The 21,071-nt window shown below is 45.2% G+C and carries 24 protein-coding genes and 2 pseudogenes; 5 read left to right on the top strand and 21 right to left on the bottom strand.

Annotated elements, in window-relative coordinates; translation table 11 throughout:
- Positions 1–17: 17 nt before the first annotated feature.
- The 10 genes and pseudogenes from CIK98_RS03690 to CIK98_RS03735 form a co-directional block, all read right to left on the bottom strand.
- Positions 18–647 carry a matrixin family metalloprotease gene (locus tag CIK98_RS03690; RefSeq protein ID WP_172409807.1) on the bottom strand — a complete coding sequence of 210 codons (630 nt, stop codon included), beginning with the start codon at positions 645–647 and terminating at the stop codon, positions 18–20.
- Positions 644–1,096, bottom strand: a complete 453-nt coding sequence (locus tag CIK98_RS03695; RefSeq protein WP_141210394.1) for a hypothetical protein — start codon at positions 1,094–1,096, stop codon at positions 644–646. Before CIK98_RS03695 ends, CIK98_RS03690 begins: the two co-directional genes overlap by 4 nt.
- 58 nt (positions 1,097–1,154) lie before the next feature.
- Entirely contained in the window at positions 1,155–1,613 is a 459-nt protein-coding gene (locus CIK98_RS03700) for a DUF1810 domain-containing protein (RefSeq protein ID WP_371683238.1), read from the bottom strand.
- Positions 1,593–1,964, bottom strand: a pseudogene (locus tag CIK98_RS03705) (hypothetical protein); the annotation flags it as partial. The gene CIK98_RS03700 and the pseudogene CIK98_RS03705, both read right to left, overlap by 21 nt.
- Positions 1,965–1,970: 6 nt before the next feature.
- Positions 1,971–2,243, bottom strand: a complete 273-nt coding sequence (locus tag CIK98_RS03710) for a hypothetical protein (protein WP_141210395.1) — start codon at positions 2,241–2,243, stop codon at positions 1,971–1,973.
- A gap of 5 nt (positions 2,244–2,248) precedes the next feature.
- Positions 2,249–3,133, bottom strand: a complete 885-nt coding sequence (locus tag CIK98_RS03715) for a GIY-YIG nuclease family protein (protein ID WP_094382939.1) — start codon at positions 3,131–3,133, stop codon at positions 2,249–2,251.
- Between the two features lie 27 nt (positions 3,134–3,160).
- The gene (locus CIK98_RS03720; RefSeq protein ID WP_141210396.1) at positions 3,161–3,889 is read right to left on the bottom strand and encodes a hypothetical protein; all 729 of its coding nucleotides are present in this window, start codon (positions 3,887–3,889) and stop codon (positions 3,161–3,163) included.
- Between the two features lie 94 nt (positions 3,890–3,983).
- Entirely contained in the window at positions 3,984–4,697 is a 714-nt protein-coding gene (locus CIK98_RS03725) for an NUDIX domain-containing protein (protein ID WP_172409808.1), read from the bottom strand.
- A 146-nt stretch (positions 4,698–4,843) separates the two neighbouring features.
- Positions 4,844–5,236: a hypothetical protein gene (locus tag CIK98_RS03730; protein ID WP_094382941.1), complete on the bottom strand. Its 393-nt coding sequence runs from the start codon at positions 5,234–5,236 to the stop codon at positions 4,844–4,846.
- Positions 5,237–5,300: 64 nt separating this feature from the next.
- The gene (locus CIK98_RS03735; protein WP_141210397.1) at positions 5,301–6,167 is read right to left on the bottom strand and encodes a hypothetical protein; all 867 of its coding nucleotides are present in this window, start codon (positions 6,165–6,167) and stop codon (positions 5,301–5,303) included.
- Positions 6,168–6,207: 40 nt separating this feature from the next.
- On the opposite strand from CIK98_RS03735, the gene CIK98_RS03740 reads away from it, so the two are divergent.
- Positions 6,208–6,597, top strand: a complete 390-nt coding sequence (locus CIK98_RS03740) for a hypothetical protein (protein ID WP_094382943.1) — start codon at positions 6,208–6,210, stop codon at positions 6,595–6,597.
- 160 nt (positions 6,598–6,757) lie between these two features.
- Here the strand turns inward: CIK98_RS03740 and CIK98_RS03745 are convergent, their stop codons facing one another.
- From CIK98_RS03745 to CIK98_RS03780, 9 genes and pseudogenes are all read right to left on the bottom strand, one after another.
- Entirely contained in the window at positions 6,758–7,627 is an 870-nt protein-coding gene (locus tag CIK98_RS03745; RefSeq protein ID WP_094382944.1) for a hypothetical protein, read from the bottom strand.
- On the bottom strand, positions 7,624–8,046 hold the full coding sequence (locus CIK98_RS03750; RefSeq protein WP_094382945.1) for a hypothetical protein: 423 nt from the start codon (positions 8,044–8,046) through the stop codon (positions 7,624–7,626). Before CIK98_RS03750 ends, CIK98_RS03745 begins: the two co-directional genes overlap by 4 nt.
- Positions 8,047–8,217: 171 nt before the next feature.
- Complete coding sequence (locus CIK98_RS03755; protein ID WP_094382946.1) at positions 8,218–8,433, bottom strand: hypothetical protein; 216 nt, start codon at positions 8,431–8,433, stop codon at positions 8,218–8,220.
- A 110-nt stretch (positions 8,434–8,543) separates the two neighbouring features.
- Positions 8,544–8,831 carry a helix-turn-helix domain-containing protein gene (locus tag CIK98_RS03760; protein ID WP_094382947.1) on the bottom strand — a complete coding sequence of 96 codons (288 nt, stop codon included), beginning with the start codon at positions 8,829–8,831 and terminating at the stop codon, positions 8,544–8,546.
- Positions 8,832–8,998: 167 nt separating this feature from the next.
- Positions 8,999–9,280 (bottom strand): hypothetical protein, encoded by a 282-nt coding sequence (locus tag CIK98_RS03765; RefSeq protein ID WP_094382948.1) that lies wholly within the window; start codon positions 9,278–9,280, stop codon positions 8,999–9,001.
- A 219-nt stretch (positions 9,281–9,499) separates the two neighbouring features.
- Positions 9,500–10,015: a DUF4143 domain-containing protein gene (locus tag CIK98_RS03770; protein WP_094382949.1), complete on the bottom strand. Its 516-nt coding sequence runs from the start codon at positions 10,013–10,015 to the stop codon at positions 9,500–9,502.
- A 27-nt stretch (positions 10,016–10,042) separates the two neighbouring features.
- Positions 10,043–10,183 carry a hypothetical protein gene (locus tag CIK98_RS17930; protein ID WP_172409809.1) on the bottom strand — a complete coding sequence of 47 codons (141 nt, stop codon included), beginning with the start codon at positions 10,181–10,183 and terminating at the stop codon, positions 10,043–10,045.
- A 15-nt stretch (positions 10,184–10,198) separates the two neighbouring features.
- Positions 10,199–11,486: pseudogene (locus tag CIK98_RS03775) on the bottom strand (AAA family ATPase).
- Positions 11,487–11,533: 47 nt separating this feature from the next.
- Positions 11,534–11,833, bottom strand: a complete 300-nt coding sequence (locus tag CIK98_RS03780) for a hypothetical protein (RefSeq protein ID WP_253249635.1) — start codon at positions 11,831–11,833, stop codon at positions 11,534–11,536.
- A gap of 71 nt (positions 11,834–11,904) precedes the next feature.
- On the opposite strand from CIK98_RS03780, the gene xyl3A reads away from it, so the two are divergent.
- Complete coding sequence (xyl3A, locus tag CIK98_RS03785) at positions 11,905–14,490, top strand: xylan 1,4-beta-xylosidase (RefSeq protein ID WP_094382950.1); 2,586 nt, start codon at positions 11,905–11,907, stop codon at positions 14,488–14,490.
- 178 nt (positions 14,491–14,668) lie between these two features.
- Here xyl3A and axe7A read toward each other — a convergent pair whose 3' ends face one another.
- Together axe7A and CIK98_RS03795 are read right to left on the bottom strand one after the other, a co-directional pair.
- Positions 14,669–15,961 (bottom strand): acetyl esterase Axe7A, encoded by a 1,293-nt coding sequence (gene axe7A / locus CIK98_RS03790; protein WP_094382951.1) that lies wholly within the window; start codon positions 15,959–15,961, stop codon positions 14,669–14,671.
- Positions 15,958–17,526: an ATP-binding protein gene (locus tag CIK98_RS03795; RefSeq protein ID WP_094382952.1), complete on the bottom strand. Its 1,569-nt coding sequence runs from the start codon at positions 17,524–17,526 to the stop codon at positions 15,958–15,960. Before CIK98_RS03795 ends, axe7A begins: the two co-directional genes overlap by 4 nt.
- A gap of 261 nt (positions 17,527–17,787) precedes the next feature.
- Between CIK98_RS03795 and CIK98_RS03800 the strand changes: the two genes are divergently transcribed.
- The 3 genes from CIK98_RS03800 to CIK98_RS03810 all read left to right on the top strand — a co-directional run bounded on the left by CIK98_RS03800 (position 17,788) and on the right by CIK98_RS03810 (position 21,053).
- Positions 17,788–18,375, top strand: coding sequence for a LemA family protein (locus CIK98_RS03800; RefSeq protein ID WP_172409812.1), 588 nt, complete (start codon positions 17,788–17,790; stop codon positions 18,373–18,375).
- 46 nt (positions 18,376–18,421) lie between these two features.
- Entirely contained in the window at positions 18,422–19,342 is a 921-nt protein-coding gene (locus tag CIK98_RS18485) for a YgcG family protein (RefSeq protein WP_216358952.1), read from the top strand.
- Positions 19,343–19,406: 64 nt separating this feature from the next.
- Positions 19,407–21,053 carry a fumarate hydratase gene (locus tag CIK98_RS03810; protein WP_094382955.1) on the top strand — a complete coding sequence of 549 codons (1,647 nt, stop codon included), beginning with the start codon at positions 19,407–19,409 and terminating at the stop codon, positions 21,051–21,053.
- Positions 21,054–21,071: the final 18 nt, after the last annotated feature.

The raw sequence follows: 21,071 nt of genomic DNA on the forward strand, positions 1-21,071 counted from the left end.
TTCTCCTGTAAAAGCCATTATAGCTTCCAGTGCTTGGATTCCATATATTTCTTACATTTGTCGCAGAATACGTTTGTTTTGCGGAAAGGATTACCACCTTTGGCATTCTGCATCATACATTTTATATCAGGACAATGCCGCAAGCCTTGGGCATGACCTAATTCATGGAGCATTACGCAAAACAACTGCCCGTTGCCATGAGGACGATAGGACGAGAATACCGCCACACCTGTCCCTATACCGCTGGCAAGTCCCATAATTCCACTATGGGCACGACCTCTGAAATTATCAAGTCCGATATCCGCCTGCGTAAGTCCAACGACAATAGTTGAATCAGACTTATAATGGCATAGCACCTTGTTCAGTACATCAGCCCTATATCGTTTGTGGTCATTCCTTTCAGTAGTAAGGGCAGAGTCGGGCAAGTGGATATTACCGACCATCCTGCATTTGGGATAATGAACTCTTAGAGAATCCATCATTGCACGCTGTAAATTTTCATTGACTGCGCCCAACGTATATACACAGACAACAGGCACAGCAGATTTCTGTTCTGTTGTCGCAGATACAGGGGTGCTCTTCTTGCAGCTTCCCATTAGCAGGAATAGCGTGCACAGCAATATGGATTTAAATATTCTGTTGTTCATTTTGCGACACATCTATAAATAAGCGGTACAAGAACGTCCTCTATTACCCTGTCATCCATACGGTGCTCGCCACTGAAATGGATTACTTGATTATAGTATTGCAGGAACAAAGATTCTCCATTCACCTGCTGGTCATTGTCGGCAAACATTCCCCATACCTGCTTGCGGTCGGTCTGCCAAGAAGTGACGCTCATCTTCCGAGCATTGCCGCCCTTCATGCTGCATATCTGCCGCTGCTTGTCAAGTTCCTTCCTCTTCAGAGATTGCAGGAACCCCTCCATACTGCCACATTCCATTCCGTCGAAAAGGAATCCGTTGCTGTACATGTTGCTGAGCACATTGGAGGGGTACAAACCATTGGAACGTATATCCAGCGTGTTTGTTTCTGGATTATACATATCCTTCAGTTCATGCCCATTCCGTGTGGTAGCCATATAATTTTCTTCCATTTTTCAGCCAATTTACTTCTTTATGTAATATGAGAGTAAGGTAGTAACCTTACATCTATCACATATAGTCCAATGTCTTCTTATCTGATGAGCCGCCATAAAATGCATCCAACACTTCTTGGAATATGTCATCTGGTGAGACAGCATCGAAGAGTGTCATACAAGAGCGAACCTTTACGGCATCTATATCGCCAAATATATCTACCGCTGACTCTCCACGATGTTGCAACAGTGCCATAGTTATCTCCCTCAGCCTTGCACCCAGTATGGGATGTTCAAGGTAAGCCTCTGCCTCGTCATATCCACTGATGCCATAATACTTTGCATTGGCACTACGTCCCAACACTGTCAACTGTGGAAAGATAAACCATATCCAGTGAGTACGTTTGCGCCCGTCTGTAATTTCCCGCAAGGCATTCTCGTAGTTGTATTTATGTGCAGTCAAGAATCGTTCAAGATTGTAACAACACTCGCCATGCGGTGAAATGTTTTCAACGAACTCCTTCGGAAGGATGATATTCTCCACATCAATGGCATCCGTAAAGAGTGGAGCAATCTCCTCATCACGGAATCCGGCTATGCCGCAACCTATTCGTGTAACGAGGAATGTGAGCTGGCTGTGCTCCTTGGCAAAACGGATGAACGCATCTACGTATGGCCTGATGGTTTCCACACCACCTTGCATGGTAGGGATGGCGTATGTCTGACCATGCAGACCCACGCCTTCGCCCCATACGGCACCAAACCGTTCGTAAGCAAACCGTGCAGCACCGCCACCATGTGCGCCTGCCAGATTGCTGCCAAAGACAAATATCTCGTTCTCCTTCAATTCCGAAATCCTTTCGGGGGTATATTCTCTGTCGTACATTACAATTTATTTTGATTCTTCTTCCTTTAGTTTTTTCTCCAAATACTCACGCATAAGCCTATCGGTTTCTTCTCTTTCTGCTTTCCGCCTTTCTTCCTCTTCTTTTTTTCTCTTTTTCTTGTCATAATCAAACAAACCAAAGACAAATCCAACAAGAAACAAGGCTGCAAAGCCAATAAGGCCAATCTCCGGGTCAGCATATGGGAAAAATAGCATATTTATGATAGCATAGCTACCTGAACCACAGAGTCCAATAAAAAAAGCATATACAATTTTCATGTCACCTAATTCTTATTATGTCCATATATTCTTGTACCTAACTTACGCTTGTAAAGAGACTCACGTTCAATAGCTTGGTCTTGCAATATTTTGATTGGGAGAGTCTCCAAAATACACCATTGAAAGTTCTTTTCAGCATATTTAGGGTCTGAGTCTATACATTTTTTTAACTCAACATCGTCCCCATGCCCATTTTTAGCGTATTCGCTCCATCTGCCCCAGATACCTTTTGTATTGTAGGTAGAGCCAACATATTGTTTGCCATTACTCTTGTCAAGAATCAAGTAAATACAATTGCAACTTTCCAGTCTCGACTTCCATTCAGGATTGTTGCTGTTAATAATCGTCTTTAATTGTGTGTAACTCAACATGACATCTTCATATCTCACAAATACAGGCAAGTTGTTCTCCATCAACCCTCTGTCAATGCGGATTACTGGCATTTCATTGTAGTGCTGTAACCATTGTACAGGATTATTCCAGGCGATTATTACCCTTTCTTTGAGTAATTCAAAACCTGAAATCTCTTGAATATCAAATCTTGCAAGAGATTCTCCTTTGTAGTCAGGTAGCATATGAAGAACACCATAGTTTTTGTAAACTCCGACAAATCTTGACGAAGTACTTTCCTCACCTATGAACGAAACGATGTAATCCACGTTCTTAAACTTTTTTACCAGTTGTTCACTTTGGTAAGTCATGAAAGCATCATTTTCATACAAATAAATATCATAAAGAGAATTTTCATAGATTTTCCCACCAATATTCTTTTCTTTGCGTGAATCCTTGTGCCGAATTAGTCTGATGCGTTCAACATCAGCTTTGTCAAACTCTTCATTTCTGCCTTTCAGCAACTCTTGAATGGTTGCAATATAATCTTTTCTTTCCATAATATAATAATGTGATTTGGTTTGTAATTATCTCCAGTTAAACTCTACTCCTAATATCTCCAGCCCGTGATATTTCCATGGCTCTTGGTCGAAATTGGGTGTGTATCTCGACATAAGCACTTTTTCTTCATGTTCTTCATTGGTATCATGCCATCCATTGAAGTCTTGTACTTTTTTGTTCATATCTTCCGTCTCGAAATTTGGGTCTAACAGGAAGTAAGTAGTTCCAATGCGAGTGAGACGCATATCTTCCCTGCCAATACAATCTTCAAGAGAGAGAGAATGATTGTCGAGAACGAAACAATATCTCATTTCCTCATGCTCAAAATAAGGAAAGTACCCCAGTGCCAACTGAGTCTCACTATTTCCTTCCTTTATTTCTATCACATCACCAACAAAGATATGTTCGCCATTGCTGTCTACATAGTTGGTGTCTGCACCAGCATATAAAAAACGGCAAACGTATCCCTGTCTTGTGCATTTGTCGTTAAAGAAGCCATCAACAACATCTTTACTGTGATCGTCAGCAAATTCCTCTTCCTGCCTCCATACATACAAATCGTCAGCAAAGAAGAAGAAATCACCAAACTCAGCATAACCAAATTTGCCTTTATCCTCAACATACCTAATTCGGATTTTCGGCATACAACTTGGTCTATTGCCATGACATAGTGCATGATGATAATGATTGCATAGAAATTTCAGTCGTGCGCTTGTGATTACTGTCGAAGGAGTAATATTGTTTCTATCCTCCATAGTGGTAATATTTTAGGTTAATATTAACTTCGTTGATTTTAGGCTGCGCTCGGCATAGCATTCAAGCGATCTTGATGCTCTGTTCTCGCTTGCACTAAAATTCCAATTTGAATCCCTTTTGCTTCAGCTCCTCATATTTCGCCTTGTTGAAGCGGAAGAGGAAGGCTTCTTTCTTCTGCGATGGATTGACCGTCTCTTCCATCTGATCAAGTATTCCGAGCCGTTTCATCTTGTTGTAGAAGTTGCGGCGGTCGAAACGCACGTCCAATATGGCCTCATAGAGGTTCTGAAGTTCCTTTATGGTGAACTCTTCGGGCAGCAATTCAACCCCAATGGGCTCGAAATGTATCTGCTGGCGCAAAGCCTGTTCAGCCTTGCGGAGTATCTGGTCGTGGTCAAAAGCCAACTGCGGCACTTCGTCCAAAGCAAACCATCGTGCATCAGCAGCGTCATCGCCACCCTTTACCTCCTGCATCCTCACCAAAGCATAGTAGGCAATGGTGATGACACGCTCACGAGGGTCACGATGTGGCGCAGTAAAGGTATGGAACTGCCGGATGTACGCACCCTCCACACCTGTCTCTTCCTGCAACTCACGCAGCGCACCCTCCTCAGCACTCTCGTCCATCTTCATGAATCCACCAGGGAAAGCCCATCGCCCCTTATATGGCTCAATGCCTCGCTGCACCAAAAGCACTCTCATCTTTGCACCGTCAAACCCAAAGATGACACAGTCCGTCGTTACACTCGGATGAGGGTACTTATAGCAATATTTCAACTCTTCGTCTGTCTTGTTTATCTTATCCATTGCTTGTTTTGTGTAAAAATTACGCAGCAAAGATAATTGGATTTCTTTAAACAACAAAATATTTTTGCGTAAAAATTACACCACATAAACAATTTTCCGTCAATACTACCAATATTCACTGTCTTTTCATCATATTTTCCCTTATTTCACATGCCAATATCGATTATTGCATCCGCATTTTCTTGCGACGTATCATAGTTATCCCATTTCTCATTGGTCATCAAATCTATTTTGCTTGGGATGTTTCTGACATCAAACCAAGAGATTTGGTTTTGACCGCAGAGAATATATATTTCTCCGTCATCATATTGCCTTGCGCCATATACTTGTCCTCTCACGATACACTCAGTTACCAACTGGTTGTCTCTGACTGCTGAAATCCGTGCAGAGTCATCTGCTAATTGCAGCCAATAGTAAGCCGTGTTGTTTATCGTCGCTATACTGTCACCCCATTCGGAAGTATTCTCTTCCTGCCGGTAGCCGCCCCCACAACCTATAAGGGTGATGAAAGCAATGAAAAGCATTATCAGTTTCTTCATCTTGCTTCGGATTAACTCAGTGTTTCAATATCGTTTCTATCTCCTCTGCCAATTCAACCAATACTTATTGTTGTGGAACAGCATGCTTGGCGGTCTTCACGTCAATATTGTATAATGCCGCACTGTCCAGTTTCACGTCACAGGAGTAATGTAGTACGTGGTATGTATCACCATAGCGCACAATGGTGTCGGTTGCAAACTCTCCCGAACGAAGAGTCACCGAGTCTTCCGATATATACGGATGATCTGAGTAATCATAGTATGAGGTAATTCCGTTTCTCGTCATCTTGACGTAGGAAAGAGGTATTTCCGCATTGGATTTACTTGTAACACGCACTTCCAACCTGTCTCTGTGACCATAAGCATTCCTGTCACAATACTTATCAAGTATTTGACAGATACTGTCCTGTAGATTCAGGTCGCTGACATTTGATGTCATCATTTTGTTTTGATATACATTATACAAAGTATAGCATCCGTTGTTTCTTAGCTCATAGATTCCCAATGGACGATTGCGTGAATTATGAATGATGTTGTCATATATAGGCTCGATAAGTATGCCGTATCTGTCCCGCAAGCCGACCTTGTCCGTCTTAGCGTCCTTGATATAGAACACACCTCTCAATGGCTCCAACGTATATAACCCTCGGCGACCATATTCTATACAGGCGTATTGATTATAACCAATTGCCAAGGTTGGGAGAAATATTCCCAGATTGATGGTAGCCAATATGCTTATTTGTACCAATCCTTGCTTGCCAAAAGTGCGCCAACATATGTAAGCAACCATTGCTATACTGACAACGAGCATCCACACGCGCCACATCCCGGCATAACGTTGTGCATAGAAGAAAAGCACCATGGCTGCCACCATCACCCACAGTTTTCCAACCATAGGATTCTTCTCCGATGTACCTCTACAAGATGTCACGTCTCTATTTATCAGATATAAGCTAAGAGGCGGCAAGACGATGCAGGCAAAACGGCACACCCTCATATCCATGGCAAGTCATGCATATAACGCACAGACGGCAATCAGCATCAGCAGGCAATATTTCTTAGCTCCCTTGTCCTTCCACATGATTGCCCCCAAGGCATCCTTCCAAGTCAAGGTGGACGACTTTGATGTCTTTCTGCAAAGTCCTGCAATATATACAGTCAACGGGCCCAAGAATAGCCATGCCAACAATGTGCATTTAATAATGGTATGGGTCAAGTGGTCATTGTTTATGCCCAAAACGACAAACGGCAAATCAGCGAAATCACCCGTTGTGATCATGACTTGCCCCACAACAGACAACAAGACGAATAAAGCCGAGAAAACTGTCAATGGTACTCAACTTCGTTTCTCCCTGCGATAAAGGGAAAAGGAGAGAATGATTCTCATTACGACTGTGACAACCATAAGAAAATGGGCTGGCAATGACCACCAACTACAGTTTGCCAATGCTATGAACATCCATAAGGAACAGACGGCCAAATCAAGCCAAAATATCTTTTGTCTCATATTATTTATCAGATTTACTTTTTATTTAACCACTCCATCAGTTCGTTCACCTTATCTGACACCATTGCTGGCGACGCTGGTAGCTTATGCTTTCTCTGCACGACCATGCTGACAGCATACTTCGGCTTGTCTGCAGGGAAGCTGCCTACAAACGTGAAGGTCTGCTCCGTTCCGTCATCAGCCACGTTATACACTCCTGCAAGTTCCACATTCTTGGGCGCACGCTTATGTTGTATGCCCCCTTCCTTGAACATCCCGATGGCAATTGCACGGATATTGCCACGTCTTTCCTTAGAGACGTTCACGGAATCCAAATGGAAGATATTGTTGAATACCGTAGCCAGTTCCATCGCATTGGTGTTCTTCGTCAGGTCTGTAGCGTACTTCCAATAATCCATACCGTCAGGCAGGGTCATCATGGCATGATACATCCCAATCCTCGACTTGTTGAGCAGAGCCTGTCTGTATGTCAACATTCCGTAACCACCTCTGCGCCAATTATGGTCACTTATACGCACACTATCGTTCAATACAAGAATACCTTGCCCTGTATCTACGCTGTCCTTCAAAGATGTTTTTGACTGGGCAAGGCAATCCGCAGCCACAAATGGCATATATGTTTCCGAACTGCACAACCTTTTGAGAAGAGGTGCAGCCACGGTGGCACCTTCGACATTCTCCAATGCTCCCCATGTCAAGACATCAGATGTCCTTGCGTCAATGACCGCTACCTGTCCTTGGATTCCATCAATAGCCGTCATGCATTCACTCAGCACGTCATAACTCCGCGCCGAAATCAATGAGTCTATGGTAGGAAAGTCTTCCACTTTCCCCACGAGTCTTGGATTGTCGACAAACGCTTCCATTTTCGTATTGTCATTCATATTGATGCCGATTTTCCGCATTGCAGCCCTTTATCATAGTAGAAATAGCAGAAGCACATACCGTCTTCTGGTTGGAAATAGTGGGAATACTCGATATAATCCATATCCACAGCTGTGACACTGTCGTTCTTCTCACGGTCATAGATACCGTATTTCCCATTCTTGGAGACGATGACGTAACGTGCCTGGATCAAACTGTCCATCTCCGCCTTCTCCTCTTCCGAGTCATAATCCGATTTAAACTCTTCGGCAAGTGCAACGGAATCCACTTCAATGGAATCAACCCACACCGAATCCACTTCTACGGAATCAACCCACACCGAATCAACCTCCTCTTGCGCATAGACATCCGCTCCAATCACCGAGAGGAGCAATGCCAAAACCATTGTCATTCTTTTCATCACTCCAAAGTTCAACATAGAACTGCAATTTTCTGGTAGATGAGAATAAATAATCTAATACCAGAAAACACCGAGGGGTTCGGGGGCAAGTAGCCCCTGAGTTGACGTAAATCAACTTAATCAACAAATATTCAAATTTTCTTTGTAAAAGCTTGGAAATAATCACAGTATCATTAAGTTAATGATGATTCAGTTAATGTCTTCCCAAAATTCAGGAAGCTGTTTGTATAAATCTTCGTCTTTGGTGCTACCTATGTGGTCAAGCACATAAGCAAGCCGTCGCTCAGGGTTCTTACCCTTCACCTTGCAGGCGCCAAAGAAGGTATCAGGAGACTTTTGGAACTCATCTCCCGTAAGATTTACCTCTGCAAAAAGAGGCTGCTTGTTTTGTCTTTTATTGTTCATTGTCGCTAAAATTTTAAAGTGAAATTATCAGCGACAAAGGTACTCTCATTTTTCTAAACGACAATGACGGGGTTCACCGAACAGTTACAAAAATGTCAATCTCCATACTCTTACTGTTCTTTGATTTGTTCTTGGGCAACTTCAATGGCTTGCGAACTGAGTTCTTGCTCGCCATCCACCGCATCAAGCACTTTGTCAGCCAGCCAGAGGGTCAGCATTTCGTTCTCGTCCTGATTGAAGTACTCTGCGAGTTTGATAACCTGCTCACGTTTAGCACGCCTATCACCCCGTTCAATCTTGCTGAACATCGGGGTGTCTATCTCCAATAGTGCAGCCAACTGGCGTTGCAGTACGCCATTCTCATCTCTTAATTCTCTAATTTTTTTCCCGAATAACATATCTATGTCTATTTTTCTTCTTTAGCAAATTACCAGCAAATTAAACTTATTCGCAATTACCGTTGATTATCATCATGTTAGCGAAATATAGTTCCTTTTTTTGCACGTCTCAGCAAGTTGCCAGCAAATTACCAGCAAATTAAACAAAGCCCATATAGGTATATACCTCATATATCGTTTCGCTGTATCAGGATCAAGTGCTTTAATCCTTCCCTACCATACAGCTTGTTTGGTGACTTCTTCGACTTGAAGATTCCATAGTCAGACTCAATGATGTCAGACGAGATGTTGTCATTCTGCACATCATCAACCAGCAAAGCCTCTTCTTTCTTGAAGTAATCAAGCATCTTGATACCGAGCATGGCTCTGCGGTTGTTTGCGTTGCCAATGACATTCCTGATGATATAATGCTTGCACTCATTACATGTGGCAATCGAGTTCCTTCGCATTCTTCCCTTTGTTCAGTCTTTTTATCGTTATAAAGTGTATATATACAATTAGGTTGTTTGTGCACTTCTTTGGTCATTAGGACAACAGCCACAGAAGTAGCCTAATAGGTGTAGGTGGGCGGCAAAAAGCAAAAAATTGAGACAGTTTCCCACTTGGGAATCTGGACGAAGCAGACTATGCTTCAATAGTATCTCACATCGACCTGTCCCCTGTACTTATTACCCCATTACCCTCTCTTTAAGAAATCTCCTAAGCATGAATGTCGTGAAATAGGGCAAGGTGAGGATGCTGCCGTTGAAACCGATATTAGCTGCGCACAACTTTATTCCAAACCTGATGTCGGAATATTTATTGTCGGGTTTCACCAACTTGTTTAGCGAAGGAGAAACGGAGTTGTTTGCCTTAACTTCAACGGGAATAAGTGAGTCGGCATTCCTTACGAAGAAATCCATTTCTATCGAAAGCTTATCCTGACGATAGAAATACAGGTCATATCCCTGTTTCACAAGCATATCACCCACAATATTCTCATACAACGCACCTTTGTATGTTCCGAGGTTATTGTTGGAGCGGAGGTCATCTTGCGCCTCTCTGTCGAGCGATGCTATCAGCAGTCCTATGTCTTTGTAATACAATTTATACTGCTTGGGGTCGTAGTTGCCTTTCAGCGGCAGTTCAAGATTTTCCAGACCGTAGCATACATTGACTATACCCGCATTCTGTAGCCATTCCACTGCACCGCTATATTCTCTGTTTCTTGCTCAATTAGCGATTTTCGTCACCTGAAATTTCTTGTTCTCCTTTGCCAGGAATGTCGAAATATGCCGATATACTGCAAGCACTTTCGCCTTTTCCAATCCTACGGCATATTTTGTGATGTCCTCCTCGATAAAGGTTGTCACTTTTTCTAGTATAAGTCAAACCTTCCACTCCCCGATAGTACGTCTTTCGGAGTCGAAGTTGACGCCTACTTTCACTATGGGCAGTCGGCAGTTGGCAAACTTCGACTTGTAATCCTTCAGGTCGATCTGCTTCATGGCTGCTTCCGCACTCTTGTTCAGTTTCAGTTCAAACAGGCACAAGGGCTTTCGTCAGACCTATGCGCACCTCGTTGTTTGGTATGCCGAGTGTGTAGCTGTTGAAACTATCGTCATAGTCCTTTATCGTAACATATCCGCTCTGGTATAGCAGTGGCATTATGGTCGTCATCCCTTCCGTAGGCGCATCGAAGTCGTCGGCACCGCCTTCCATAGAAATGATGTCTGTGGGCACGATGTCGAATTTTCGGAGCGTTTCTATAAGGTATGTCGGTGTGCCGGAACCAAACCAATAGTTGGTGAAGGCATGGTCTTGGAATGCGTTCAGCAGGCTGTATGGATTGAAGATGTCTGGCGAGGGCCATGTGAAATGGTAGCCGTCGTATTGATTTTTCAGCTGCGCTATCGCCTCATCGCGTGTCGTCCGCCTATGTTCGGCAAAGTCGTCAATATAGTCGGACATCAGCGTTGTTATCTCCTCAACAGTGATACCGCACACTGCGGCATAGTCTGGGCGCATGGATATATTCTTCAGGTTGTTAAGCTCACTGAAAATGCTGAGCTGTGAGAACTTGGTGATGCCTGTTAGGAAGACAAACTGAAGATATGGGTCGCAGTCTTTTAGAGGCGAATAGAAGTTGCGCATCACATTACGGAGCATAGGCAAAGACTTTTCCTCATGCACTACGTCAAGCAGCGGAGCGTCGTACTCGTCGATTAGTATGACAACCTTCTTGCCAGTCTTTTCATAGACATTAATAATAAGGTTTTTTAATCGCACATTAGGGTCTTTGGAGTCAGAGGTTATTCCAAAGCGCTTCTCGTTTTCTCTTAAAATATCGAGAAGATAGCGTTCCAACTGGTCTTTCTCCATGTGTTTGCCCGATGCCATGCTAAATCTCAGCACGGGATATTCCGTCCATTCTTTCTCCACAGTCTCTATAAAAAGTCCCTTGAACAAGTCCTTACGTCCCTCGAAATAAGCTTGGAGTGTAGATACAAGCAACGACTTGCCGAACCGCCGTGGACGGCTCAGGAAGATATACTTGCTGAGGTGTATCATATTCCAGATGTACTCAGTCTTGTCGATGTAAAGACAATCAAGGTCAATCACCTCGGAGAATGTCTGTATGCCCACAGGCAGTCGCTTCAAAGTCTTCTTTTCCATATTTCTTGCGTTTTATGGCTACAAAGTTAGAAAAAAATATCGAATTATCAAAAAGAATGGCAGAAAAAGTATAAATAATCTCCATCACTCTTCATATTCCACTGCTCACTACAGACAGAATGCCAATAGGCTATACTCTCATGCTTGGTCGAGAAAACTCCTGTGGCAGTGGTGGGCATCGAATGGCACACGGCATCAAACAGTCCCATGCCGCCCGCCATCAGCAGTGCGCTCTCTACAGTAGTCAACAATATATACACCATAAAGATATACCGCGCCATCACACGAGTCTTGGGATAAAGCTTATTATGGGTCACGCCAGTTGCATTATTCAAATAATGATGCATTTTTCTTTTGCCAATTCGAAAATTATGATTAATTTTGCAGCATTGAATAACTATTTTAAACTGTCATAATAATGAAGAAACAACTTATTACTACTTTGATGGCTCTCTTTACAATTGGAGCCGGGGCGCAAAACATGTTGCCCTACCAGAACCCCAACCTGTCAGCCGAAGAGCGTGCTGACGACCTTATCAGCCGACTGACAATTGAAGAGAAGACAGCGCTGATGATGGACCAATCGCCGGCTATAGAACGACTGGGCATCCCATCTTTCCAATGGTGGAACGAAGCACTACATGGAGTGGGACGAAACGGATATACTACTGTGTTCCCAATTACAATGGGTATGGCTGCTTCTTGGGACGATGCCCTACTTTATCGTTGTTTTGATGCTGTAAGCGACGAAGCTCGAATTAAAAATGCGCAGGCAAAGAGCAAAAACGAAATGAACCGCTATCAAGGTCTGTCGTTCTGGACTCCCAACATAAATATCTTCCGCGACCCGAGATGGGGACGCGGACAGGAGACATACGGCGAAGACCCATTCCTGACATCACGCATGGGAGTGGCTGTTGTCAACGGACTACAAGGGAACAAAAACCACATTGACAGCAAATACATGAAATTGCTTGCATGCGCAAAGCATTATGCCGTTCATTCCGGACCAGAATGGAACAGACACTCATTCAATATAGAAGACTTGCCCGAACGCGACCTTTGGGAGACGTATCTGCCTGCATTCAAGGCTCTCGTAGAGAAAGCAAACGTGGCTGAGGTGATGTGCGCATATCAAAGAATTGACGGCGACCCTTGCTGCGGCAACAAGAGATACCTACAGAGAATACTGAGGGATGAATGGGGTTATCAAGGACTCGTGGTGAGCGATTGCGGTGCAATCAGCGATTTCTATCAGAAAGGGTGTCATGAAGTGTCGGCAACACCGTCGATAGCTGCAGGAACAGCCATAATCGCAGGCACTGACGTGGAATGTGGCTCGGTATATAAGAATATCCCAAAGGCTTTGGAAAATGGTGAACTGACTATGGATGCCATAAACAAATCACTCAAGCGACTGCTCACGGCAAGAATAAGACTTGGCGACCTTGACAATGACAACCTCGTGGAATGGACAAAAATACCACATGACCGTCTATGCTCAAAGCAGCATAACGCCCTCGCCTACGAAATGGCTCAGAAGAGTATTGTATTGCTGCAAAATAGCGATAACATATTGCCGTTAAAGAAGGATGGTGGGAGGATTGTTGTGATGGGACCTAATGCCAACGATAGTGTGATGCAATGGGGAAACTATAGTGGTTATCCACTTCATACAGTAACAATCCTCGAAGGAATCGAGAAAAAACTGAGAGGACAAGGTAGTGTGAAATATGTGGATGGATGCGGACACGTGAGCAACACCGTAAGGGAAAGCCGATTTGCAAATTTAACGACTCCCGACGGCAAGGCTGGTATGGAAGCCTGTTATTGGAACAATACCAAGATGGAAGGAAAACAAGCTGCCACAGCCATTTACAAGAATGCAATAAACCTTAACAACGGAGGAAATACGGCATTTGCTGCGGGCGTAGAACTCGACAACTTCTCAGGACGATACAAAGCCCTGTTTAAGGCTCAAAGGGACGAGGAGGTGACTTTTGAACTGGAGGCGGACGACGGATATCGCATAATCATAAATGGAGATACTATAAGGAATAGATTTGGCCAGGCGCACGGAGTGCAGAAATGGTCGAAGACATATAATGTGAAGGCTGGAGAAAAATACGACATACAGATTGACTACATACAGATATTCGGTATGGCGCACATGAAATTCGATGTGTTCACCAACAAGTCTAAATCTATCGGAGATATATTGAAAGAAATATCAGATGCAGAATATGTTGTATTTGCCGGTGGTATTTCTCCCCGACTTGAGGGCGAGGAAATGAAGGTTGATGCATACGGATTCAAAGGTGGCGACCGCACAGATATACAGTTGCCACAATGCCAGCGCGACCTCATAAAGGCTATCAGCGATGTGGGCAAGAAGGTTATCTTTGTCAACTGCTCTGGCTCTGCCATTGCTCTCGTGCCAGAGACATCCACTTGTCAAGCTATTATGCAGGCTTGGTATCCGGGTGAAAGGGGTGGCGATGCCGTGGCAGACGTGTTGTTCGGCGACTATAATCCATCGGGAAAACTGCCGGTCACCTTCTATCGCTCTGTAGATGACCTGCCAGATTTCCTTGATTATACTATGAAAAACCGCACTTACCGTTACTTCACAGGCAAACCCCTGTGGAATTTCGGTTATGGACTTAGTTATACATCTTTCTCATTTGGCAAACCTTCATACAAAAACGGTAAGATTACTGTTGACGTAAGCAACACTGGTAAGTTGGATGGAGACGAAGTAGTGCAGGTTTATCTTCGACATACAAAAGATAATGACGGTCCGATAAAATCACTTAGAGGCTTCAAGCGTGTAAGTATAAAGGCTGGCGAGACCAAACGCGTGGAGATAGACTTGCCTAAAGAAAACTTTGAGACTTGGGACGCATCTACCAATACCATGCGAGTAATAGGTGGTGAATACGATATAATGGTTGGAAACAGTAGCATTGATGATGATCTCAAGCATATAAAAGTAGTATTATAGACAATCTTAAAGGATTATATGTAATAATCAAAAAAGTCGAGTATATGAAAAAGGGAATGGCCGACGACCATTCCCTTTTCCTGACTTCGTGAGAGCTGTTTGGGTGTAAGTATCATTGTAATATGTAACTTTGCATCATCAAAAATGGTAAAGTTGATGCACCAGTACAAAAAATGTACTATTTGCAATGTTCTTTCAACCATAGCATTTGGGTGTAGTTTGTTTCAAAGGTTGTCCAGTGCTCGTTTATGGGTGTGACGAGCGAGTCCTTGGGCGATGTTATCAGGTTCCACACGATGTAGCTTGTAGTAGGCGGACAGGTGTTGTCGTTGAATCCCCAAGTGAGAAATACGGGACAGGTGATGCGGCGTGCGAAATTCACCACATCGTAATACTCCAATGTCTTCACCTTCTCTGGCGTCAGCATCGCGTTGAGACGATGGAAGTGAGGATAGCCTCCTGCACGGTTGTCGAGATAGCCTGCCATGTCGGAGAGTGCGGGATGGTTTGCCACGCATGCTGTCACCCTCGTGTCGAGGGCGGCTGTTATCAAAGCCAAGGCACCGCCCTGGCTGCCTCCCTGCACAAACGCGTTGCGTCCGTCCCATTCGGGCAGCGAGGTAAGATAGTCGATGGCACGCACACATGCCACATAGACATGCTTCATGTAGTAGTTGTCGCGGTTGTCGAGTCCGTTGGTGAGGTAGCCGTTCTCGCGGTCGAAAGCCGAGGTGATTTCCTTAAACTGCTCAGCGGTCATTTCCGGGTTCAGTCCGTGAATCTCCATCTCCAGTCGAATGAAGCCGTTGCGTGCGTAATAGGTGTTGCGCATTGGTTCCTTGATGGTCTTTATGCCGGCACCGGGAGGGCATAGCACCACTGGATATCTGCCCTCTTTCTTTGGTTTGGTGAGATAGCCGTAGATGCTGTGTTGCTTGTCTGTCTTCAGTTTGAGGAGATAGCAGTCGAACTCGTCGGTGGAGTATTCCTCCACCCTCTTACAGCTTACGCCGACGGGAGTCTTTCGTGCCTCCTCGATGTTTGCCTTCCAGAAGGAGTCGAAATCTGCAGGGTTCTTGGTATATGGCTTCAGCTGCTCCGGCGAGAATCCCACCTTCACATGGTGTTGGAATTTCCTGTCGCCTTTTGTGGCAGTGAGTCGGAGGTCGAGGAATCCCGCCTTTTTCATTGTCCCGATGTCTATTACCGCCCTTCCGTTCTTCAGTTTCACCTTTCCTTTTGCCGTTGCGGGCATCATGTCGGGTGCTATCTCATACGCCACCTCAATGTCCTGTGGCACACCGTAGATATAGAACCCTACCTCCACTTTCGCCTTCTCGCCAGTCTTATAGATCCAGTCGGCATGGTCGGGCTGAGTCAACCAGAGATAGTCAGAACGATAGGGATAGTTTTCCGCTTGTAGCATTAGCGCGCCGCAGAGCAGCACAATCAGGAATAGATACTTTTTCATATTGATTTTTCCCACTCCCCGATGGTACGTTTTTCAGAGTCGAAGTTGATGCCTACCTTGACTATGGGCAGCCCGCATTGGCTGAACTTTGCAGCATAATCCTTTAGGTCAATTTGTCTCATGGCTGCAGCGGCAGACTTGTCTATCTTCAGTTCAAAGAGGTAAAGAGCCTTTTTTGTCTGCATCACCATATCTACCCTACCTGTGGCAGTATGCACTTCCACGTCGATGGTCGTAAACTGACCGAGCAGCGACAGTATGACATAAAGCATTTGTTGGTAATGCCCCTCAGTGTTGGCATTGTCGCAATAGGGCACAGTGAGAAGATATGCCTGAAGGAGTTGTAATGCCCCGTCGATGTCATCTTGCCTTAGTGCGATGCTCATCTTGGCAGCAAGGGTCATTCCCCTTCCTGCCTTTGTGGCTACATAGACAGGCAGCAGGCTATTCATAAGTCCTATATGAACCTCACGGTTTGGTGTCTTGAGGGTATATAGCTCCGCATTACTCTCGTAGTCCTTGATAGTTACATATCCGCTTTGGTATAGCAGCGGTGTAATCGACGACATACCTTCCGTTGGGGCATCGAACTCGTAAGACATTGCCTCCATGTGGCTTAAGTCTGAGGGAAGCGTGTTGAACTTGCGCATCATCTCTATAAGGTATGTCGGTGTGCCGGAGCCAAACCAGTAGTTGGTGAAGGCATGGTCTTGGAATGCGTTCAGCAGACTGTAGGGATTGAAGATGTCCGGCGATGGCCATGTGAAATGGTAGCCGTCGTATTGTCTTCTCAGACCAGCAACCGCCTCGTCGCGTGTCGTCCGCCTATGTTCGGCAAAGTCGTCAATATAGTCGGACATCTGCGTTGTCATCTCCTCAACAGTGATGCCGCACACTGCAGCATAGTCTGGGCGCATGGAGATATTCTTAAGGTTGTTAAGCTCGCTGAAGATGCTGAGTTGTGAGAACTTGGTGATGCCTGTGAGGAAGACAAACTGGAGATATGGGTCACAGTCTTTCAGGGGCGAATAGAAGTTGCGCATCACATTGCGGAGTATAGGCAACGTCTTTTCTTCATGCACCACATCAAGCAGCGGAGCATCGTACTCGTCGATTAGTATTACTACCTTTTTTCCAGTCTGATTATATGCTGCATGAATCAATGCCGTTAAACGGTCATTATTATCTGTTGAAGGATTTATAATGCCATAAGTCCTTTCATATTCTCCAAGGCGATTGCCAAGATAGCGTTCCAACTGGTCTTTCTCCATGTGTTTGCCCGATGCCATGCTAAATCTCAGCACGGGATATTCCGTCCATTCTTTCTCCACAGTCTCTATAAAAAGTCCCTTGAACAAGTCCTTACGTCCCTCGAAATAAGCTTGGAGTGTAGATACAAGCAACGACTTGCCGAACCGCCTTGGACGGCTCAGGAAGATATAGTTGCTGAGGTGTATCATATTCCAGATACACTCAGTCTTGTCGATATACAGCATATCATTCTCTCTGATTTTCTCAAAGGTCTGTATGCCCACAGGCAGTCGCTTCAAAGTCTTCTTTTCCATATTTCTTGCGTTTTATGGCGGCAAAGTTAGAAAAAAATATCGAATTATCAAAAAGAATGGCAGAAAAAGTATAAATAATCTCCATCACTCTTAATCTTCTGTTTTATTGGCTGAATATGTGAATGTAGTTATAAAAAATGTAAAATGCTTGCGGGGGTGGGGAATTATTGGTAACTTTGCGGGCGAGTATGGGAGGAATGGAATTGGAGACTTTTTTAGAAAGTATTGATTGTTAACTTTTAGATAGATTTAATTATGAACATTAAAAAACATTTGGGCTGGATAATTCCGGCAATAATAGTAGTGATAATAATATTCTGGGGCATCGGCGGTTATAACGGAATGGTGTCTCTGGATGAGGGCGTACAGAATAAATGGGCTGACGTGGAGACACAGTATCAGCGCAGGGCCGACCTCATTCCTAATCTCGTAAACACCGTGAAAGGATATGCCGCTCACGAGAGCCAGACACTCGAGAACGTGGTGAAGGCGCGTAGCGAAGCATCGTCGGTGAAGGTTGACCCACAGAATATCACACCAGAGAAACTTGCTGAGTATCAGAAGGCTCAGTCGGGCGTGTCTTCGGCTTTAGGCAGGCTGATGGTGATAGTGGAGAAATATCCAGACCTGAAGGCAAACCAGAACTTCCTTGAGTTGCAGTCGCAACTGGAAGGAACAGAAAACCGCATCAACACAGCCCGTCGCGACTTTAACGAAGCCGCTAAAGGCTTTAACACTGAGATACGCCGTTTCCCGAAGAATATCCTTGCAGGTATGTTTGGATTTGAGAAAAAGGCTTATTTCGAGGCTGAAAAAGGTGCTGAAAAGGCTCCTGAAGTACAGTTCTAATAATAAATGAGAAGTGAGCAGTGAGGAGTGAGGGATGAGAAAAAACATGTTTCGACTTATAATGTGGGTCGTGATGCTTTTGGCAACTGCCATGGCCACGGCGAAGAGCTACACGGTGGAGGATGTGCCCAACGTGCAGCTCAAAGACTCGCGCCAGCGCGTCAGCGACCCTGAGAATTTGCTCGGAATTGCCGCCCGTGACTCCATAAACTTGATGTTGGCAAGGCTGAAACAGACCACGGGCATTGAGGTGGCGGTGGTAATGCTGCCGTCGATAGGCGAGGCCGACTTCGTGGAGTTTGGTACTAAACTGCTACGCACATGGGGCATAGGCGGAAAGAAGACCAATTCCGGCATGCTCATTCTTTATGTGGAGGATATTCACAGGATAAGATTTGAAAACGGGTATGGACTGGAAGGTACAATGACCGACGCTCTGAGCAAGCGAATACAGATGCGGTATATGGTGCCTAGGTTTAAGAAAGGTGACCGCGATGGAGGTATGGTGGCGGGAGTGAAGGCCGTGACGGAAGTGCTCGACGGAACAATGAAACCCGAACAGGCCTCCGACGAGGAAGAGGACATTCCGTTTTATGTAGCCATTGGCGTGGTGCTTGCCATCGTGATAATGTTCTTGTTGTTTATTAAATTCGTAGATCGAATGAGCAGACGTTGTCCGCATTGCAAGAAGACGGCGTTGAAGCGTATTTCGACAAATGTGATAAAGAAGGGTAAAAGAACCTATCGCCGCGACACCTTTATTTGCGGAAACTGCGGAAAGGTGGTGACAAAAGACCATGACATCACACCAAACGACAATAATGACATTGCCAACGGCATGATAATTGGCTCTATGCTTGGCGGAGGCCGACGTGGAGGCGGATTCTCGGGTGGAGGCGGTGGATTCTCGGGCGGAAGCTGGGGAGGCGGAAGCTCGGGAGGAGGAGGTGCCAGTTCGGGGTGGTAAAATCATTAACATCCTTAACTTCTCAGAAAAATTTCGATATAAATTATTATAAATATAATAAAGTATGGCAAATATTCCAGATTTTAAGTATGCCCCAATGTTCCAATTGGGCGAAGACAAGACAGAATATCGTCTTCTTTCGAAAGAAGGCGTCTCAACGGGAGAGTTTGAGGGAAAGACAATCCTAAAGGTATCAAAGGAAGCACTGACACTGCTTGCCCAGCAGGCTTTCCACGACGTGGAGTTCATGCTGCGCCGTGAACATAACGAGCAGGTGGCTAAGATTCTTACCGACCCCGAAGCATCTGAGAACGACAAGTATGTGGCACTGCAGTTCCTGCGCAATGCCGAGACAGCATGCAAGGGCATACTGCCTTTCTGTCAAGATACAGGTACTGCTATTATACATGGTGAGAAGGGACAGCGTGTGTGGACTGACTTTGAGGACGAGGAAGCTCTCTCGCTTGGTGTGTATAACACTTACACTCAGGACAACCTCCGCTATTCGCAGAATGCTCCGCTGAACATGTATGACGAGGTGAACACACGTTGCAACCTGCCTGCACAGATAGACATTGAGGCAGTGGAAGGCGATGAATACCGCTTTGTGATGGTGGCAAAGGGTGGTGGTTCTGCCAACAAGACCTATTTCTACCCAATGACCAAGGCCACAATCCAGAATGAAGGCACACTGCTGCCATTCCTCGTGGAGGAGATGAAGCATCTTGGCACCGCTGCTTGTCCGCCATACCATATCGCCTTTGTCATTGGAGGTACTTCGGCAGAGAAAAACCTTCTGACCGTGAAGCTCGCTTCAATAAAGTATTACGACAGTCTGCCTACTACCGGCGACGAGACAGGACGTGCGTTCCGCGACATCGACCTTGAGGAGAAACTGCTGAAGGAGGCTCACAAGATAGGACTTGGTGCTCAGTTTGGCGGAAAATATCTCGCTCACGACATCCGCGTGATTCGTCTGCCACGCCATGGAGCAAGCTGTCCTATAGGTATGGGCGTCAGCTGTTCTGCCGACAGAAATATCAAGGCTAAGATAAACAAAGATGGTATATGGATAGAGAAGATGGACGACTGTCCTACTGAACTTATACCTGAGGAGCTTCGCAATCCTGGCGAGGGCCCGACAGGCATTGAGATAGACCTCGACAAGGGTATTGACGCAGTGCGTGAAGAACTGACAAAGTATCCTGTCAGCACCCGCGTGAACCTCAAGGGAACGATTATCGTGGCACGCGACATTGCACATGCCAAGCTCAAGGCTCGTCTGGATGCAGGTGAGGGTATGCCTCAGTATTTCAAGGATCATCCAATACTTTATGCCGGACCAGCCAAGACTCCTGAGGGTTATCCTTGTGGTTCGATGGGTCCGACCACAGCCAATCGTATGGACCCGTATGTGGATGAGTTCCAGGCTAATGGAGCATCGCTTGTGATGATTGCCAAGGGTAATCGTGGTGACTGCGTGACAGAGGCTTGCAAGAAGCATGGCGGTTTCTATCTCGGCACTATCGGTGGTGTGGCTGCTGTATTGTCGCAGAGCTCTATCAAGAGCATTGAGTGTGTGGAATATCCTGAACTCGGCATGGAAGCTATTTGGAAGATTACCGTAGAGGACTTCCCCGCATTCATACTTGTGGACGACAAGGGCAATGACTTCTTCAAGCAACTAAAGCCTTGCGCTTGTTGCAAGTGATAAGTTTTCCATCCAAAA

Source organism: Prevotella sp. P2-180, assembly GCF_002251435.1.
Taxonomy (GTDB): Bacteria; Bacteroidota; Bacteroidia; order Bacteroidales; family Bacteroidaceae; genus Prevotella.

Excerpts from the sequence above, each read along its gene's own strand:
- CIK98_RS03695 (WP_141210394.1), bottom strand. The coding sequence starts at position 1,096 with ATGGAAGAAAATTATATGGCTACCACACGGAATGGGCATGAACTGAAG.
- axe7A (WP_094382951.1), bottom strand. The coding sequence starts at position 15,961 with ATGAAAAAGTATCTATTCCTGATTGTGCTGCTCTGCGGCGCGCTAATG.
- CIK98_RS03745 (WP_094382944.1), bottom strand. The coding sequence starts at position 7,627 with ATGAATGACAATACGAAAATGGAAGCGTTTGTCGACAATCCAAGACTC.
- CIK98_RS03765 (WP_094382948.1), bottom strand. The coding sequence starts at position 9,280 with ATGCGAAGGAACTCGATTGCCACATGTAATGAGTGCAAGCATTATATC.
- CIK98_RS03730 (WP_094382941.1), bottom strand. The coding sequence starts at position 5,236 with ATGAAGAAACTGATAATGCTTTTCATTGCTTTCATCACCCTTATAGGT.
- CIK98_RS03795 (WP_094382952.1), bottom strand. The coding sequence starts at position 17,526 with ATGGAAAAGAAGACTTTGAAGCGACTGCCTGTGGGCATACAGACCTTT.
- CIK98_RS03725 (WP_172409808.1), bottom strand. The coding sequence starts at position 4,697 with ATGGATAAGATAAACAAGACAGACGAAGAGTTGAAATATTGCTATAAG.
- CIK98_RS03690 (WP_172409807.1), bottom strand. The coding sequence starts at position 647 with ATGAACAACAGAATATTTAAATCCATATTGCTGTGCACGCTATTCCTG.
- CIK98_RS03750 (WP_094382945.1), bottom strand. The coding sequence starts at position 8,046 with ATGTTGAACTTTGGAGTGATGAAAAGAATGACAATGGTTTTGGCATTG.
- CIK98_RS03715 (WP_094382939.1), bottom strand. The coding sequence starts at position 3,133 with ATGGAAAGAAAAGATTATATTGCAACCATTCAAGAGTTGCTGAAAGGC.
- CIK98_RS03755 (WP_094382946.1), bottom strand. The coding sequence starts at position 8,433 with ATGAACAATAAAAGACAAAACAAGCAGCCTCTTTTTGCAGAGGTAAAT.
- xyl3A (WP_094382950.1), top strand. The coding sequence starts at position 11,905 with ATGAAGAAACAACTTATTACTACTTTGATGGCTCTCTTTACAATTGGA.
- CIK98_RS03740 (WP_094382943.1), top strand. The coding sequence starts at position 6,208 with ATGCAGGCAAAACGGCACACCCTCATATCCATGGCAAGTCATGCATAT.
- CIK98_RS03810 (WP_094382955.1), top strand. The coding sequence starts at position 19,407 with ATGGCAAATATTCCAGATTTTAAGTATGCCCCAATGTTCCAATTGGGC.
- CIK98_RS18485 (WP_216358952.1), top strand. The coding sequence starts at position 18,422 with ATGTTTCGACTTATAATGTGGGTCGTGATGCTTTTGGCAACTGCCATG.
- CIK98_RS03780 (WP_253249635.1), bottom strand. The coding sequence starts at position 11,833 with ATGCATCATTATTTGAATAATGCAACTGGCGTGACCCATAATAAGCTT.
- CIK98_RS03720 (WP_141210396.1), bottom strand. The coding sequence starts at position 3,889 with ATGGAGGATAGAAACAATATTACTCCTTCGACAGTAATCACAAGCGCA.
- CIK98_RS03710 (WP_141210395.1), bottom strand. The coding sequence starts at position 2,243 with ATGAAAATTGTATATGCTTTTTTTATTGGACTCTGTGGTTCAGGTAGC.
- CIK98_RS03760 (WP_094382947.1), bottom strand. The coding sequence starts at position 8,831 with ATGTTATTCGGGAAAAAAATTAGAGAATTAAGAGATGAGAATGGCGTA.